Below are 15834 nucleotides of genomic sequence, written 5' to 3'. Positions count from 1 at the left end.
CCTCGGTGCTTTCCAGGTTTCCGCTTTCGCGTTTCCCTTTCCGGCGGTTCCGACTCTATCAGATCCTTTCGGGCCTGACTCCCAGTCAGAGGGGGCTGCCTTCCCGGCTGTTGGGCCGTTCCGACGTCTCAAACCTTAGCCGATTCCCCCGGCGGAGTTCCAATCGAGCCCCAGGGGCCTGATCGAACACAGCCGAGCCCAAATCGAATTGAATTCGGGCACGCCGAAATCAATCCCGTTGGGAGATCGTGCGGATGGTTTGGGTTGCCGCTGTCGCGGCGGAGGTGCTGCCGGAGAACCGTTACGGCTCGGCGGCAACCCGAAGAACTTTACGGATCGAGATGGGGTGTGTCAACCGCCCCTGTCAAGATCTTTTACACCGAATGTGTCGGCGGTCAGTCCAGGTCGCTCAGGCGCCCGCCGGCGTCCGGCTGGGCGTGCTCCACCCTGCGCAGCAGGCGGGTGAGGACCTCGCCGAGGGCGGTGCGCTCGTCCTGGGAGAGGTCCTGGAGGAGGTCCTCCTCGAAGACCGTGGCCATGCGCATCGCCTCCAGCCACTTGCCGCGGCCCTCGGGCGTCAGCTCGACGATCACGCGCACGCGGTTGGACTCGTCCCGCTCCCGGGTGACCAGACCCTCGGCGACCATGCGGTCGATCCGGTGGGTCATCGCGGCCGGGGTGAGGCCGAGACGCTTGGCGAGGTCGCTCGGGCCCAGGCGATAGGGAGCGCCGGCCAGGACGAGGGCCTTGAGGACCTCCCACTCGGCGTTGCTCATGCCGAGGTTCGCGGTCTGGCGGCCGTAGGCGACGTTCATGCGGCGGTTCAGGCGGCCGAGGGCCGAGACGATCTTCTCGACCTGGGGGTCGAGGTCCTGGAACTCGCGCTGGTAGGCCGCGATCTGCTCGTCGAGTGTCGGTTCGCCGAGGGTGCCGGGGGTGTCGCCCATGGGCGTCAGTATGGCACGGGCCTGCTTGGCGTTGAAGTCCTTCTATGTGTACTGTTTAGCTTCTAACTTTAGCTTCGAAGTCTTCGGCTCTAAGTAGTTGTAAGTAGTACCGGGACTGACCAACTCTCATGATTGAGGTGAACGTGACCAGGGCGATGGGCGCAGCGATGCGCCGGATCCACGTGGGAAACGCACTCAGCGCGTTCGGGCTCGGCTTCACGGTCCCCTACCTGTACGTCTATGTGGCGCAGGTGCGGGGACTGGGAGCCATGACGGCGGGTCTCGTGCTCGCCGTCTTCGCCGTGGCCGCGCTGATCGTGCTGCCGTTCGCCGGGCGGGCCATCGTCCGGCGTGGCCCCCGGCCGGTTCTCATCGTCGCCCTGGTCCTGGCCGCCGTAGGGTCGATGAGTCTGGGGCTGGCGGGGAGTGCGACGGCCGTGCTGGTGTCGGCTGCCGCGCTCGGGGCCGGGCAGGCCGTGATGCAGCCGGCGCTCGCCACGATGATCGTGGACTGTTCCACGGCGGAGACGCGCTCGCGTGCCTTCGCGATGCAGTTCTTCCTTCAGAATCTCGGGCTCGGCGTCGGCGGGCTCATCGGCGGTCATCTGGTCGACACGACCAGCGCGTCCTCGTTCACGCTGCTCTTCGGCATCGAGTCGGCGATGTTCCTGGTGCTCGCCGGGGTGATCGCGACCGTGCGGATGCCGCACTCGCCCGTGATCGGTGACGCTCCCTCGCGGTCGGCCAAGGGTGCCTGGAAGCAGCTCCTCGGCAACCGGGCCATGGTGCAGCTGAGCGTGCTCGGCTTCGTGCTGTTCTTCGCCTGCTACGGCCAGTTCGAGTCGGGGCTGAGTGCCTACGGCGTCGAGGCCGCGGGGATCTCCACGTCCGCGCTCGGTACGGCGCTGGCCGCGAACACCGCGATGATCGTCGTCGCGCAGTTCGCGGTGCTGAAGTTCGTCGAGCGGCGCCGGCGCTCGCGCGTGATCGCGGCCGTAGGGCTGATCTGGGCGTTGGCGTGGGTGACGGCCGGGTTCGCCGGGCTCGGGCACGGGAGTCAGGAGATGGCCACGGCGGCCTTCGTGTCGACGTACGCGCTGTTCGGGCTCGGGGAGGCGATGCTGTCGCCGACCGTCGCTCCGCTGGTGGCCGATCTGGCACCGGAGGGGATGGCCGGGCAGTACAACTCGGCCTTCGCCCTGGTGAAGCAGCTCGCGCTGGCCGTCGGCCCCGCGGTGGGCGGGCCGCTCGGGGCCTCGCTGCCGGGGCCGTACGTCGTGACGTTCTTCCTGTTCTCGCTGGGCATCAGTGTGCTCGCGGTGCGGCTGGGGCGGCGGTTGAGCGTCGTGCAGGATCAGCCGTGGCGGGCGAAGGGGAGCCTGGTCGTGGCGCGCGGAAGTGTCGAGCCCGTGGGTGTGGAGGCGTAGGTCAGGCCGGGGCCGTCCCGGGGAGTACGAACTCGCACCAGACGGCCTTGCCTCCGCCCGGGGTGCGGCGGGAGCCCCAGTTCGAGGCGATGGTCGCCACGATCGCGATGCCTCTGCCGGACTCGTCTGCCGGTTCCGCTCTGCGGCGGCGCGGCAGGTGGTCGTCGCCGTCCGTCACTTCGACGATGAGGCGGCGGTCCGTGCGGCGCAGACGCAGGCGCATGGGCGGGGTGCCGTGCTGGAGGCTGTTGGCGACCAGTTCGCTGGCCGCCAGGACGCCGAGGTCGTGGAGTTCGGTGGGGAAGCGCCAGCTGGTGAGGACCCCGGAGGCGAAGGCACGCGCGCGTGGGGCCGCTTCCACTCCGCCGAGCAGCTCCAGGGCCGCGTTGCGGAAGAGGTCGCCGGACGGGCCGGTGCGCGCCGGGTGCTGGAGGACCAGGACGGCTACGTCGTCGTCGTGGTCCGCGGTGACGCCTAGCGAGCGGACCAGGCGGTCGCAGACCACCTGAGGGGTGCCGGTGGCGCCGGCCAGGGCACGCTCCAGGGAGGCGATTCCCTCGTCCAGGTCCTCGTCCCTGCGTTCCACCAGGCCGTCCGTGTAGAGGACCGCCGTGGAGCCGGGGCTGAGGGGGATCGAGCCCGAGGCGTGGATCCAGCCGCCGGTGCCGAGTGGGGGGCCGGTGGGTTCGTCGGCGCGCTGGACCGTGCCCGTCTCGTCGCGGACGAGGATCGGGAGGTGGCCTGCCGAGGCGTACACCAGGCGGCCCTCGTTCGGGTCGAAGATGGCGTACACACACGTGGCGATCTGGTTGGCGTCGATCTCCGTGGCGAGGCCGTCGAGGAGCTGGAGGACCTCGTGCGGGGGCAGGTCGAGGCGGGCGTACGCGCGGACGGCGGTGCGGAGCTGGCCCATGACGGCCGCCGCGCGGACACCCCGGCCCATGACGTCGCCGATGACCAGGGCGGTGCGGCCGCCGCCGAGGGTGATCACGTCGTACCAGTCGCCGCCGACCGCGGCCTCGGTGCCGCCGGGCTGATAGGTGGCGGCGATGCGCAGGTCGTCGGGCTCCTCCAGCTCCTGGGGGAGCAGGGAGCGCTGGAGGGTCACGGCGGTCTCGCGCTGGCGGCGTTCGCTGGCGCGCAGGCGCTCGGCGGCCTCGGCGTGGTCGGTGACGTCGGTCGCGAAGATCAGGACACCGCCCTCCGTGCTGTCGGCGCTCTCGGCGACCGGGGTGCACGTGAACGTGTACGAGCGGCCGCCGGGCGCCTTGCGGGACTTGAGGGTGCGGGGCTTGCCGCTGCGCAGGACCTGGTCGAGGAGCGGGAGCAGGCCCAGTTCGTCCAGCTCGGGGAGGGCCTCGCGGGCCGGGGCGCCGAGGGGACGGGCGCCGAAGGCCGCGGCGTAGGCGTCGTTGACATACGCGATGCGCTGGTCGGGGCCGTGCACCAGGGCGACGAGGGCCGGGACGCGGTCGAGGACCTCGCGGACGGGCAGGTCGTCGACGGCGGGGACCGGCGGCGGCTCGTCGGTGAGCTGCTCGGCGCGGGCCGCGGGCACGGAGCCTTCTCCCCGCCGGTCCGAGGTGACCGTGTGGTCGGTCCGGGCTGCGGCGCGGCGCTGCGTTCCGGGGAGTCGGGCGCTCCAGCGCGTGAAGTTCACAGTGGGGAAAGCCTCTTGGGTGAGAAGGGCGAGCGTGGGCCCGCCCGAAGTCGTGGACCAGTCTGGCAGTGTGACCGAACCGGGCCGACATTCGTCAGACGCCGGGGTGGCCGGTGGAGTTCCTCGGTCCGGTCAGTTCGACCCCTTCGGGTCGTGTGGAGGCTTTCCACCGGCCGCGAGTTCGAACTCGGCTCGGGGGTGTTCGAGTGAACCGAGGGAGACGATCTCCCGTTTGAAGAGCCCCGCCAGGGTCCATTCGGCGAGCACACGGGCCTTGCGGTTGAAGGTGGGGACCCTGCTCAGGTGGTAGACGCGGTGCATGAACCAGGCAGGGTAGCCCTTCAGCTTCCGCCCGTAGACCTGCGCGACGCCTTTGTGCAGTCCCAGGGAGGCGACCGAGCCGACGTACTTGTGCGCGTACGTCTCCAGGGGCTCGCCGCGCAGGGAGTGCGCGATGTTGTCGCCGAGGATCTTGGCCTGGCGTACGGCGTGTTGGGCGTTGGGGGCGGTCTCGGTGCCGGGTTCGGAGGCGGTGACGTCGGGGACGGCGGCCGCGTCTCCCGCCGCCCACGCGTGCGTGGCGCCGTCGATCGTCAGCTCCGGGGTGCAGGTGAGGCGGCCGTGGCTGTTGAGCGGGAGGTCGGTGGCGGCGAGGAGCGGGTGGGGTTTGACGCCGGCCGTCCACACGAGGGTGCGGGTCGGGAACCGCTGGCCGTCGCTGAGGACGGCGACGCGGTCGGCGCAGGACTCCAGGCGGGTCTCCAGGAGGACCTGGATGTTGCGGCGGCGCAGCTGGGTGACGGTGTAGGTGCCCATCTCCTCGCCGACCTCGGGGAGGATGCGGTGCGAGGCCTCGACGAGGATCCACTTCAGGTCGTCGGCGTCGATGTTGTGGTAGTAGCGCACGGCGTAGCGGGCCATGTCCTCCAGCTCGCCGAGCGCCTCGACGCCGGCGTAACCGCCTCCCACGAAGACGAAGGTCAGGGCCGCGTCGCGGATCGCGGGGTCGCGGGTGGAGGAGGCGATGTCCATCTGCTCGATGACGTGGTTGCGCAGGCCGATGGCCTCCTCGACGGTCTTGAAGCCGATGCCGTGCTCGGCGAGACCGGGGATCGGGAGGGTGCGCGAGATCGAGCCGGGCGCCAGGACGAGTTCGTCGTACGCCAACTCCTCGGTGCCGGTGCCCTCTTCCTCGGTGGCGAGGGTGCTGAGGGTGGCGGTGCGCTTGCCGTGGTCGATGGCGGTGGCCTCGCCGATGACGATCCGGCAGCGGTCGAGGACGCGGCGCAGTGGGACGACGACATGGCGGGGGGAGATCGAACCGGCGGCGGCCTCGGGGAGAAACGGCTGATACGTCATGTAAGGGTCGGGGCTCACTACGGTGATCTCGACCTGCCCGCGCTTGATTTCACGTTTCAACTTCTTCTGAAGGCGCAGGGCTGTGTACATCCCGACGTAGCCGCCACCGACAACGAGAATGCGCGCGCGTTCCTTCACCATCCCATGACGCACCCGGCGCTTGAGTTTGTCCACAGCCTCGACAAATTGTGTGACCGGCGGCGGAGGGTGCGCGAGGGTACCGAAAGTGCCGTCGTTCAGGGCAGGTTCGCAGGTCAGTGGGGGTGATCGGGGTGGCACTCGGGGGTGCAATCGGGACGTATGCGACCCGTACTCCGATCGGGGGGCGCTCCGTGCGGAACCTGCCCCTTCTGAATTGACCCCCTCTCAACTATGTTCGTGTGTCGACGGGGTGAAGGGGGATGTGCTCAGCGGGTCCGCGAAGAGCGAGGCTCGCGAACCGGGCTTGTCTCACGATGCTCCGGCTGCCAATGGCGGGGAGTCTCCGGGGGGAGACGTCATTAACCGGGGGAACGTGTATGCATATTCAGGACTCTCATTGGACATCCGCGTCAGCCATCGCATCCGGCGGCGCGGTCGGAGCGGCGGGGAACGGACGCGGGGACACCTCGCGGACGACCCCGTTGCGGGTGGACGCACAGCGCAATCTGGAGCACGTGCTGCGCGCGGCGCGTGAGGTCTTCGGCGAGCTGGGCTACGGCGCGCCGATGGAGGACGTGGCGCGGCGCGCGCGGGTGGGTGTCGGCACCGTGTACCGGCGCTTCCCCAGCAAGGACGTCCTGGTGCGCCGGATAGCCGAGGAGGAGACCTCCCGGCTGACCGACCAGGCGCGGTCGGCGCTCGGGCAGGAGGACGAGCCGTGGTCGGCGCTGTCGCGCTTCCTGCGGACGTCGGTTGCCTCGGGTGCCGGGCGGCTGCTGCCGCCGCAGGTGCTGCGGGTCGGCGTCGCCGACGAGGGCGAGGGTGCCGGCCTTCTCGACGAGGCGCGGGTGCCGCAGCAGCGGACGCAGCCGGGTACGGGTGAGCTGCGGCTGGTTCCGGAGGAGTCGGCGGGGTCTCTGGGTTCCGCGGAGTACGACGCCGGGGCGACCGCGCTGCTGGAGGTCGTGGGGCAGCTGGTCGATCGGGCTCGGGCCGCAGGGCAGTTGCGGGCGGATGTGTCGGTGTCGGATGTGCTGCTGGTGATTGCTACGGCGGCGCCCTCGTTGCCGGATGCGGCTCAGCAGGCGGCGGCGTCTGCGCGGTTGCTGGACATCTTGTTGGAGGGGTTGAGGTCTCGGCCCGTGTGAGGGTGGCGGGGTGAGTCGGCGGGGCTGGTTCGGTGCGGGGAGTTGGCTTGGCGTGCGGAGTCGGTGCGGGCGTCTTCTGGGGGCTGCGCCCCCAGGCCCCCGCTTCGGCCCTGAAGGGGCCTCGTCCTCAAACGCCGGACGGGCTGGATATTCGCGGCCTGCGCTGACAAGTGCCGGATGGGCCGGCTCACCGCCGACCCTCCTCTGCGGAGTTGCCCCTTCCCCGGTGACCCGAATAGGTGACTGTGGGGCGGGGGTGCCCTGGTGCCCCCGCTTTGCCGTTCGGGCGGGAGCGTTTCGGGCATTTCGGTCCGTGGGGTCAACTTCCCTTGTGGGGGCGACAGTTGAGCCTTCCCCGGACGGGTGAACGCTAGTACTGCGTTGCGGGAAGTCCCCACGGATGAGTGGAAGGTCCGTAGGACGGGGTACTGACCAAAAGCCAATATGGCACGCTGACCCGGTGTTCGGGACTGGCTGGGCAGGCGGCGGGGGCTTTGCGCGATGAGCGTTGACGGGCGTGACGAGTCACTGGGTGACAGTGACGGTGACGCGGAGGCCGGTGGGCTGACCTCACCGCAGGTGCCGAGTCAGGGTGGGCCGAGCGGTGCCGTTCCGCAGGGCGGTTCCGTCCCGCACGGGGGCGACCCGGACGAGGGCAGCGTCCCGGCGCAACGCGAGGGCCGCGAGGGCGGTGTCCTGCCGCCCCCGTTGCCGCCGCGGGAGATGCCCCCCGCCGACGCCTCGCTGATCGAACGGATGCGCGCCGGTGACGACACGGCGTACGAGGAGCTGTACCGGCGCCATGCGGACGCCGTGCGCCGGTACGCCCGGACCTGCTGCCGGGACGCGCACACCGCCGACGATCTGACCGCCGAGGTCTTCGCCCGGATGCTCCAGGCGGTGCGCGGCGGTTCGGGGCCCGAGCACGCCGTACGCGCGTATCTGCTGACCTCTGTCCGGCGGGTCGCCGCGAACTGGACGAAGTCGGCGAAGCGCGAGCACCTCGTGGACGACTTCGCGGTGTTCGCGGCGCAGTCCGCGCGGGTGTCCGAGGTGTCCGACGACGACACACTCGATCTGGGCGCCGATGTCCGGGCCATGCACCAGGCCGAGCAGTCGATGGCGATGCGGGCCTTCCGGTCGTTGCCCGAGCGGTGGCAGGCCGTGCTGTGGCACACCGAGGTCGAGGACGAGTCGCCGAGCGAGGTCGCCACGCTCTTCGGACTCGACGCCAACGGCACGCGCGTGCTGGCCAGCCGGGCCCGCGAGGGACTCAAGCAGGCCTATCTCCAGGCCCATGTCAGCGCGACCCTCACCGACGACGAGGAGTGCGCGCGCTACGCCGACCAGCTCGGCACCTACGCCCGCCGCAGGCTGCGCACGCGGGCCGAGCGGGGGCTGCGCAAGCACCTGGAGGAGTGCGCGAAGTGCCGGCTGGCCGCGCTCCAGATCGAGGAGGTCGCCAGCGGTATCCCGGCGGTCGTCCCGGTCGCGGTCATCGGCTGGTTCGGCGCCGCCGGGTACGCGAAGGCGGTCGCGCTCGTCGCGGGCGGCGCGAGTGCGGGTGCGGCCGGTGCCGCGGGCGCCGCGGCGGCCGCGGGCGGGAGTTCGTCCGGCGGTGCGGGTGCCGGGGGCGCGGCGGCCTCCGAGGGGCTCGGCGCCCCGGTGAAGGCGGGCATCGCGGCCGGTGTGGTCGCCACGGCGGCAGCGGCGGCGATCGCCCTCGCGCTGGCCGGCAGCACCCACACCCCCGCGAAGAAACCCGAGGCGAAACCCGCGCCCTCGTCCTCCCCCGTGGCCAAGCCCGAGTCGACGCCCCCGACTCCTCCGAAGAAGCAGCCCGCCCCGGAACCGGCGGTGTTGAAGCCCGCCCCGGCCCTCATCCCGACCCCGACGCCGACCCCGAAACCCGCCCCCCGGCCGACCCCGAGCCCGACGCCGAAGCCCACCCCGCCCCCGAAGCCGACCCCCAGGCCCACCCCGAAACCCAGCCCGACCCCGACCCCGACGCCCCCACCCGCGCCGACGATCTTCCAGGTCAGCGAGCTCTCCTACGACGTCAACGGCGACGGCACCACCCCGGAGATCCGGCTCGGCGGCAGCAGCTGGGTGTGGCAGCGCTACGGCGTCTCGATCGGCGGCACGCACTACGGCCACGGCGCGACCGTGCACGGCAGCTCCTCCGTCACCATCGACCTCAACCGCCCGTGCGTCTCCTACGACGCGACGGTCGGCGTCGACGACATGATGCTGGGCATCGGCCGGGTCTCGTTCTCGGTGTACGCCGACGGGGTCCAGCTGTGGCGGTCCGGGGTGATCTCCGGCGGCGACCCGGCGGTGCCGGTCCATGTGAACCTCTCCGGGCGCAGGACCGTACGGCTCGTGGTCGAACCGCGCAGCTCCTTCGACAAGCTGGCGCTGGCGGACTGGGCGGAGTCCAAGTTCACCTGCCGGTAGGGCGCGTGCCCGTCCGCTGATTGCCCGTCGACCGACTGCCGGCTGCCTGCCCGCCGGGCGTCCGCTCCCTGGGGTCGGCGTCGGCGCTACGCCGGTGCGGGCAGCTCCGCCAGGATCTCGTCCATCGTGAAGGTCTCGCCGCGGGCCCGCTCGGCGGCGTAGCGCTCGGCACCCAGTGCGGCGCGGGCGATCGTCTCGGTGCGGTCGGCTCGGGCGCCTTCCGGCAGGGGGCGCGGGTGCGGGCCGCGTCGGCGGTCACCGGCGGCCAACAGGCGTGCGGCGCGCGGAAGTTCGCCGAGGTCGGCGGAGAGCAGGGCCGTCTGGTCGACCAGCATGGCGATCACGGCGTCGGCGCAGTGCTGCTCGACGGCCTCGCGCAGGGTCGCGGTCATCATCGCGAGCCCGCGCTCGGGGCCCGACTCGGCGGCCACGATCAGGGCGGAGAGGGCGTTCAGGCCGGCCTTGAACTGCGGTGGGGGTGTGCCCTTGTCGCTCTGCGCTGCGGCCTGGTCGCTCAACTCCCGGGCGCGGGCGATCTCCCCGTCCTCCAGGGCGATGTGGGCGCGCAGCATCAGGACGAAGGCGCGGGCGTCCGGTACGCCGTGCCGGTCGGCCTCCTCGGTGGCCTCGTCGAGTCCGGCGAGGGCGCGGTCGCGGTCGCCCGCGCGGAAGGCGAGTTCGGAGAGGCGGGCGATGAGGAAGGGGGTCTCGGTGTAGGCGCCGACCTCGTAGGCCAGCTGAAGTGCCTCCTCGTAGGCCGTGTTCGCCTCGTCGAAGTGGCCGCGGACCATGGCGGCCTCGCCTGCCGCGCTGGCGAGCTGGGCGCGGACCCAGCGGTCGCCGACGCGCCGGCAGAGGACCGTCAGGGTCTTGAGGTCGTCGTCGATGCCCGCCATGCCGCCGGGTGAGTCGACGAGGAGGTGGGTGCGGAACATCAGCAGGACCGCGTTCTCCCAGTCGCCGCCGTGGACGCGCACATTGGCGACCGCGGCCTCCATGGCGGGGCGGATCTCCATGGACTCGGCGAGGAAGTAGGCGGTGAGCGGCCAGATGAGCCCGGGCATCCGGGCCGCGTGCGGGCCGCCCGCGGCGAAGTGGTCCTGGATCAGCTTCATGTACTGCCCCATGCGCTCGTCCGGCAGGCCGTCCGCCGTGCGGCCCAGGAGTTCGGACTCGGCCCGGAGGAAGAGGTTCAGCAGCCGGAGGTCCATCCGCTGGGCGTGCAGGGGGTGGCGGGCGTCCGCCTCCGGGTCGCGGAGGTAGGACTCGACGTAGGTGTCGTACGGGTCCTGGTCGGGGTTGTCCGGGCTGGTGAGGGCGAGGACGCGGAGAATCCATTCGGCGCCTTCGTGGCGGTAGTTGCGCAGCCACCAGAACCAGCCGACGGCGAGGACGAGGGCGCCCGCCTCCGCCTCGTCGCGGTCGGCGACGGAACGTTCGAGGGCCGCCCGGATGTTGTCGAGCTCGGTCTCCAGGCGGGCTATCCACGGGAGTTGGTCCCAGGAGCGGAGGAGCGGCTCGGCCGTCTCGACGAGGGCGCGCACCCATGCGCGGTGCCGGTGCTCGGCCGCGGTGCGCAGGCCCGGGGTCTCGGCGGCGCGCTCCACGGCGTACTCGTGGATGGTCTCCAGCATGCGGTAGCGCATGCCGCCGTCGGCCTCGCCCGGGGTGGCCACGATCAGGGACTTGTCGACGAGGGAGCCCACCAGATGGGCCGCGGGGCCGGTGCACACGGTCTCGGCCGCCGCGAGGTTCCAGCCGCCGGCGAACACGGACAGCTCGCGCAGGGCGGTGCGCTCGGGTTCGTCGAGCAGCTCCCAGGACCAGTCGACGACGGCCCGCAGGGTCTGCTGGCGGGGCAGGACCGTGCGGCTGCCCGAGGTGAGGAGGCGGAAGCGGTCGTCGAGGCGGTCGGCGATCTGGCGCGGGGTGAGCAACCGGAGCCGGGCGGCGGCCAGTTCGATGGCGAGCGGCAGGCCGTCGAGGCGGCGGCAGATCTCCGCGACGGCGTCCGAGTCCCCGAGCACGGTCCGCGCGTCGGGGCGGACGGCGGCGGCGCGCTCCGCGAAGAGGCGGTGGGCCTGGTGGGGGACGAGGGGCTCGACCGGGCGCACGGACTCGCCGGGGACGCCCAGGGGTTCGCGGCTGGTGGCGAGGATCGTGAGCCGTGGGCAGCGGGTCAGGAGGGTCTCGGCGAGCTCGGCGACCGCGCCGATGACGTGTTCGCAGTTGTCGAGGATCAGGAGTCGGGCGCGCGCGGCGCAGTGCTCCACGAGCAGGGCGACCGGGTCGTCCTGGGTGGTCACCGACTCGGTGGTGAGCAGGGCGGTCTCGCGCAGGCCGAGGGCGCTGACCACCGCGCCGGGGACCGCCTCCGGCCGGTCGAGCCGGGCCAGCTCGACGAGCCAGGCGTGCGGGAGCCCGGCGGCGGCCTCCTCGGCGAGCCGGGTCTTTCCGGAGCCGCCCGGTCCGGTGAGGGTGACGAGACGGGCCCTGTGCACGTCGGAACGGATCGCGGCGATCTCGGGTTCCCGGCCCACGAATGAGGTGAGCCGTGGACGCAGGTTGCCGTCGCGCACGGCACGCCCCGGCGCGGGGGGCGCCGGCCTCGTGGGCGTCGGCGACGCGAGCAACTCGGCGTGGAGTGCGCGGAGTTCCGGCCCCGGGTCGGTGCCGAGCCCGTCGGCGAGCGCGCGCCGGAACGTCTCGTAGGCGGCGAGCGCGTCGGCCCCGCGCCCCGCGTCGCGCAGGGCGCGGACGAGGAGGGCGTGCAGGGGTTCGTCGTAGGGATGCGCGGCGGTCAGTTCCCTCAGTTCCGGTACGGCGTCGGCGGCGCGGCCCAGCAGCAGGTCGGCCGTGATCCGGGCGCGGGTCGCCTCCTCGCGCAGGGCGTCCGGGCGGGCGGCGGCGGAGCGGTCCGGCAGGTCGGCGAGCGCGGGGCCGCGCCACAGGGCGAGCCCGTCGCCGAGGTCGCGGGCGGCGGCGGGCGCGTCGCCCCGGTCGAGGGCGGCCGTGCCCTGGCGGACGAGGCGTTCGAAGACGTACAGGTCGACGTCGTCGCGGGTGGCCGCGAGGCGGTAGCCGCCGGGGTCGGAGGCGATGGCGTCCTTGCCGAGGGTGCGGCGGAGGCGGCCGACGAGGGCCTGGAGGGCGGCCGGGGCGTCCTGGGGAGGTTCCTCCGCCCACACCTCGTCGATCAGGGTGGTGAGGGGGACGGCCCGGCCCGGGTGCAGGGCGAGGGCGGCGAGCAGGGCGCGCAGCCGGGCGCCGCCGAGGGGCAGGGCGGTGCCCCGGCCGTCCTCGGCCCGGGTACTGCCCAGGATTCTGTACCGCACCGGACCATTGTCGCCGGGTGCGCGGGCCGGGGGCACGGCGTTTACCGGCGGGGCGGCGGATGCGGCGGTTTGCGGTGTGCTGCCCATCACCTCCCGAATCGGTGCAACGACTGTGTGTGAACAGTTAATGTCCGTATACAGCCAAAGCCCTCACCTGGGCCTAGGCTGCGCAGCGGAGCCTCCACCTGGGCTTCGGCACGTTTTGGGGGCAGGGGACGCGTTGACCGGAGCAGCACCGCAGGCGGTGCACTTCAACATCCTGGGCGCGCTGGAGATCTGGGCCGACCAGCAGCGGCTGCGGCTCGGCGGGCCGATCCAGGAGCGGGTCCTCGTCACCCTGTTGCTGGAGCCCGGACGTGTCGTGCCGGTAACGCGTCTGGTCGAGGCCGCGTGGAACGAGGGGCCGCCCGCGACCGCCGTCCACCAGATCCGCAAGGCCGTCGCCGATCTGCGCCGCCGCATACCCGGCGGGGCCGGGCTGCTGCTCACCGACGGGCCCGGCTACCGCGCCGCCGTCGCCGACGAGCAGCTCGACCTCAGCCGCTTCACCCGGCTCACCGGCGAGGCCCGCGAGCAGTTCGCCGCCGGGGCCGCCACCCGGGCCGCCGACCTGCTGCGCCGGGCGCTCGCGCTGTGGCGCGGCCCGGTCCTGGCGGGCTCCGGCGGCACCACCCTCACCGCCGCCGCCACCGCCCTCGACGAGCGCAGGCTGGCCGCCGCCGAGCAGCTCTTCCAGCTCCGCCTCGACCAGGGGGAGAGCCGCGAACTCGTCGTGGATCTACGCGAGTTGATAGTCGAGCACCCGCTGCGCGAGACCCTGCGCGGCCAGCTGATGCTCGCCCTGTACCGCTCGGGCCGCGCGGCCGAGGCCCTGGAGGAGTACGGCCGGGTCCGCGACCTGCTCGTCGACGAGCTGGGCATCGACCCCGGCCCCCGTCTGACCAAGCTGTACGAGGCGATCCTGCGCGACAGCGACGAGCTGACCGGCCCCGAGCCGCAGCAGCCCGCCGCCGTCCCGCAGGCCCCGGTCACCGCGCCCTCGCTGTCCACGCTCCCCTACGACCTCTCGGACTTCACCGGCCGCGAGGAGGAGCTGCGCACCCTGCTGCGGCACGCCGCCGAACCCTGTGACGGGACGCGGATCGTGGCCGTGGACGGCATGGGCGGCAGCGGCAAGACCTCCCTCGCGGTGCGCGCAGCCCACCAGCTCGCCGCGCAGTACCCGGACGGGCGGCTCTGCTTCGACCTGCGCGGCTACTCCCCCGGCGAGGAACCCCTGCAACCGGCCGCCGTGCTCGGCGCCCTGCTGCGCACCCTCGGCGTCCCCGACCAGCGGATACCCGAGGACGAGGGCGGCCGGGCGGCCCTGTGGCGGGCCACCCTCGCGGGCCGCAGGGTGCTGCTCCTGCTCGACAACGCGGGCGACTCCACACAGGTACGGCCGCTGCTGCCGGCCTCCCCCGGCTGTCTGGTCCTGGTCACCAGCCGGGCACGGCTGATGGACCTGGACGGCGCCGAGTGGATCTCGCTCGGGGTGATGCCGCCCGAGGAGAGCCTGACGCTGCTCGCGGAGACACTCGGCGAGCGGCGGGTGGCGGCGGAACCGGAGGCGGTGGCCGAACTCGCCGAGCTGTGCGGCCACTTGCCGCTGGCCCTGCGGATCGCGAGCGCCCGGCTGCGCAACCGCCAGCGCTGGACCGTGCAGTACCTGGTGGACCGGCTGTGCGACGAGACACGGCGGCTGGGCGAGCTGAGTTCGGGCGAGCGCAGTGTCGCGGCGACGATCCAGCTGTCGTACCAGGCGATGGAGGAGGAGCACCGCAGGGCGTTCCGGCTGCTCGGGCTGCATCCGGGGACCGAGGTCGACGTGCACTCGGGCGCCGCGCTGCTGGGCACGGACCGGCGGACGGCGGAGGACATCCTGGAGCGGCTCCTCGACGTGCATCTGGTGCAACAGCACACGCTCGGGCAGTACGCGCTGCACGATCTGGTGCGCAGCTTCGCGCAGAGCCTGCGCACGGACGCCGCCCGGGCCGCCGACCACGCGGCGCTGGAGCGGGTCCTCGACTACTACGTGGCCGCCTCCGAGCAGGCGTGCGCGGTGCTGTTCCCGCGCCGGGCCCGGCATGCCACCCCGGCCCCCGCCGACGTGGCCGAACTGCCGCCGCTGCACGGGGTGGAGCAGGCGCGCGGCTGGTTCGACCAGGAGCACTCGGCGCTGCTGTCGGCGGTGACGGTCGCCCATGAGCAGGGTCTCGACGTGCAGACCGGGCAGCTCGCCCGCAACGCGATGTTCTATCTGAACCTGCGCGGCTCGTTCGACGAGTACGAGAACGTGGCCGTCCTCGCGGTGGCCTCCGCACGGCGGCTCGGCGACCCCTACGCGCTGCGCGCCGGGCTGTCCAACCTGACGTCCTCGCACTGGAAGCTGGGCAGGTTCCGTGACGGACTGACCTCGGCGCGGGAAGCCCTGGAGATCGCGCGGGCGGCCGGTGACGTCCACGGACAGGCCGTCAGCCTCGACCAGTTGGGGCTGCTGCACAGCTGCCTCGGTCATCTGAAGGAGGGCCGGGACAATCTCGTCCGCAGCATCGAGCTGCACGAGAACGCGATGCGCAAGGAGATGGCCCTGTGCAACCTCAGTACCGTCTCCGCCTGGCTCGGCCGGTACGCGGAGGCCGCGGCAGCCGCCGAGCAGGCCGTCGAGCTGCGCCGCGCGCTCGGTGAGCCGGTCACCCAGATCCCGGCCCTGAACGACCTGGCGATCGCGCTCCTCGGCCTCGGCGAACCCGAGCGGGCCCGCGCCTGCCTGGAGCAGGCGATGTCCGTCGGGGACGAGTCCTCGTTCCCGGAGGACCTGGCCCTCACCCTCGCGCTGGCCGCCGACGCCGAGCAGCGGCTGGGCCGCCAGCGCACCGCCTCGGCGTACGCGGAACAGGCCCTCGACCTGGTGCGGGAGCGCGGTACGGCGCTGCGCTGCTGCGATGTCGAGAACATCGTCGGCCGCATGCACCGCCAGCGGGGCGCCCACGCCCAGGCCCTGGAGCTGCACCGCAGCGCCGCGCGCCGGGCCGGCGCCATCGAGTACCGGGTGGAGCTGGCCCGCGCCCACGACGGCATGGCCCACGCGGCCGCCGCCCTCGGCGACGGCGCCTCGGCCCGCCTGCACCGCACCCGCGCGGACGACCTGTTCGCGTCGATGGACATGCCGGAGGGCACGGGCTGAGCACCCCGTCGCCTACGACGGTGCCCCGCATCCCGTACGGGCGGATTCTTGGGGTCCTCGCAACACCTGATGGCTTACGCGGCTGTCAGTAGATCACGCAGGCGCTCGGCTGGGGTTTTCCAGCCGAGTGTTTT

The 15834-nt window shown here is 72.6% G+C and carries 8 protein-coding genes; 4 read left to right on the top strand and 4 right to left on the bottom strand.

The window, feature by feature from the left end:
- Positions 1-395: 395 nt before the first annotated feature.
- Entirely contained in the window at positions 396-947 is a 552-nt protein-coding gene (locus tag ACIRB1_RS46870; protein ID WP_266770783.1) for a MarR family winged helix-turn-helix transcriptional regulator, read from the bottom strand.
- A 128-nt stretch (positions 948-1075) separates the two neighbouring features.
- On the opposite strand from ACIRB1_RS46870, the gene ACIRB1_RS46865 reads away from it, so the two are divergent.
- The gene (locus ACIRB1_RS46865; protein WP_352179635.1) at positions 1076-2374 is read left to right on the top strand and encodes an MFS transporter; all 1299 of its coding nucleotides are present in this window, start codon (positions 1076-1078) and stop codon (positions 2372-2374) included.
- Between the two features lies 1 nt (position 2375).
- On the opposite strand, the gene ACIRB1_RS46860 is transcribed toward ACIRB1_RS46865, so the two are convergent.
- Together ACIRB1_RS46860 and ACIRB1_RS46855 are read right to left on the bottom strand one after the other, a co-directional pair.
- The gene (locus ACIRB1_RS46860) at positions 2376-4034 is read right to left on the bottom strand and encodes a SpoIIE family protein phosphatase (RefSeq protein WP_403470091.1); all 1659 of its coding nucleotides are present in this window, start codon (positions 4032-4034) and stop codon (positions 2376-2378) included.
- Positions 4035-4166: 132 nt separating this feature from the next.
- Entirely contained in the window at positions 4167-5534 is a 1368-nt protein-coding gene (locus ACIRB1_RS46855; RefSeq protein WP_403470090.1) for an NAD(P)/FAD-dependent oxidoreductase, read from the bottom strand.
- 377 nt (positions 5535-5911) lie between these two features.
- Between ACIRB1_RS46855 and ACIRB1_RS46850 the strand changes: the two genes are divergently transcribed.
- Positions 5912-6682 carry a helix-turn-helix domain-containing protein gene (locus ACIRB1_RS46850; protein WP_352179638.1) on the top strand — a complete coding sequence of 257 codons (771 nt, stop codon included), beginning with the start codon at positions 5912-5914 and terminating at the stop codon, positions 6680-6682.
- Positions 6683-7183: 501 nt separating this feature from the next.
- The gene (locus tag ACIRB1_RS46845) at positions 7184-9139 is read left to right on the top strand and encodes a sigma-70 family RNA polymerase sigma factor (RefSeq protein WP_352179639.1); all 1956 of its coding nucleotides are present in this window, start codon (positions 7184-7186) and stop codon (positions 9137-9139) included.
- Positions 9140-9225: 86 nt separating this feature from the next.
- Here the strand turns inward: ACIRB1_RS46845 and ACIRB1_RS46840 are convergent, their stop codons facing one another.
- Positions 9226-12474: a BTAD domain-containing putative transcriptional regulator gene (locus ACIRB1_RS46840; RefSeq protein WP_403470089.1), complete on the bottom strand. Its 3249-nt coding sequence runs from the start codon at positions 12472-12474 to the stop codon at positions 9226-9228.
- 220 nt (positions 12475-12694) lie between these two features.
- Between ACIRB1_RS46840 and ACIRB1_RS46835 the strand changes: the two genes are divergently transcribed.
- Positions 12695-15700 (top strand): AfsR/SARP family transcriptional regulator, encoded by a 3006-nt coding sequence (locus ACIRB1_RS46835; protein ID WP_403470088.1) that lies wholly within the window; start codon positions 12695-12697, stop codon positions 15698-15700.
- Positions 15701-15834: the final 134 nt, after the last annotated feature.

Source organism: Streptomyces sp. NPDC096013, assembly GCF_044763565.1.
Lineage (GTDB): Bacteria > Actinomycetota > Actinomycetes > Streptomycetales > Streptomycetaceae > Streptomyces.
The sequence above is the reverse complement of the archived record's forward strand: the minus strand, read 5'-3'. Positions and strand labels throughout refer to the sequence as shown.

What these genes read in the sequence shown, in the direction of transcription:
- ACIRB1_RS46870 (WP_266770783.1), bottom strand. Translation starts at nt 947, where the DNA reads ATGGGCGACACCCCCGGCACCCTCGGCGAACCGACACTCGACGAGCAG.
- ACIRB1_RS46865 (WP_352179635.1), top strand. Translation starts at nt 1,076, where the DNA reads ATGATTGAGGTGAACGTGACCAGGGCGATGGGCGCAGCGATGCGCCGG.
- ACIRB1_RS46855 (WP_403470090.1), bottom strand. Translation starts at nt 5,534, where the DNA reads ATGGTGAAGGAACGCGCGCGCATTCTCGTTGTCGGTGGCGGCTACGTC.
- ACIRB1_RS46850 (WP_352179638.1), top strand. Translation starts at nt 5,912, where the DNA reads ATGCATATTCAGGACTCTCATTGGACATCCGCGTCAGCCATCGCATCC.
- ACIRB1_RS46845 (WP_352179639.1), top strand. Translation starts at nt 7,184, where the DNA reads ATGAGCGTTGACGGGCGTGACGAGTCACTGGGTGACAGTGACGGTGAC.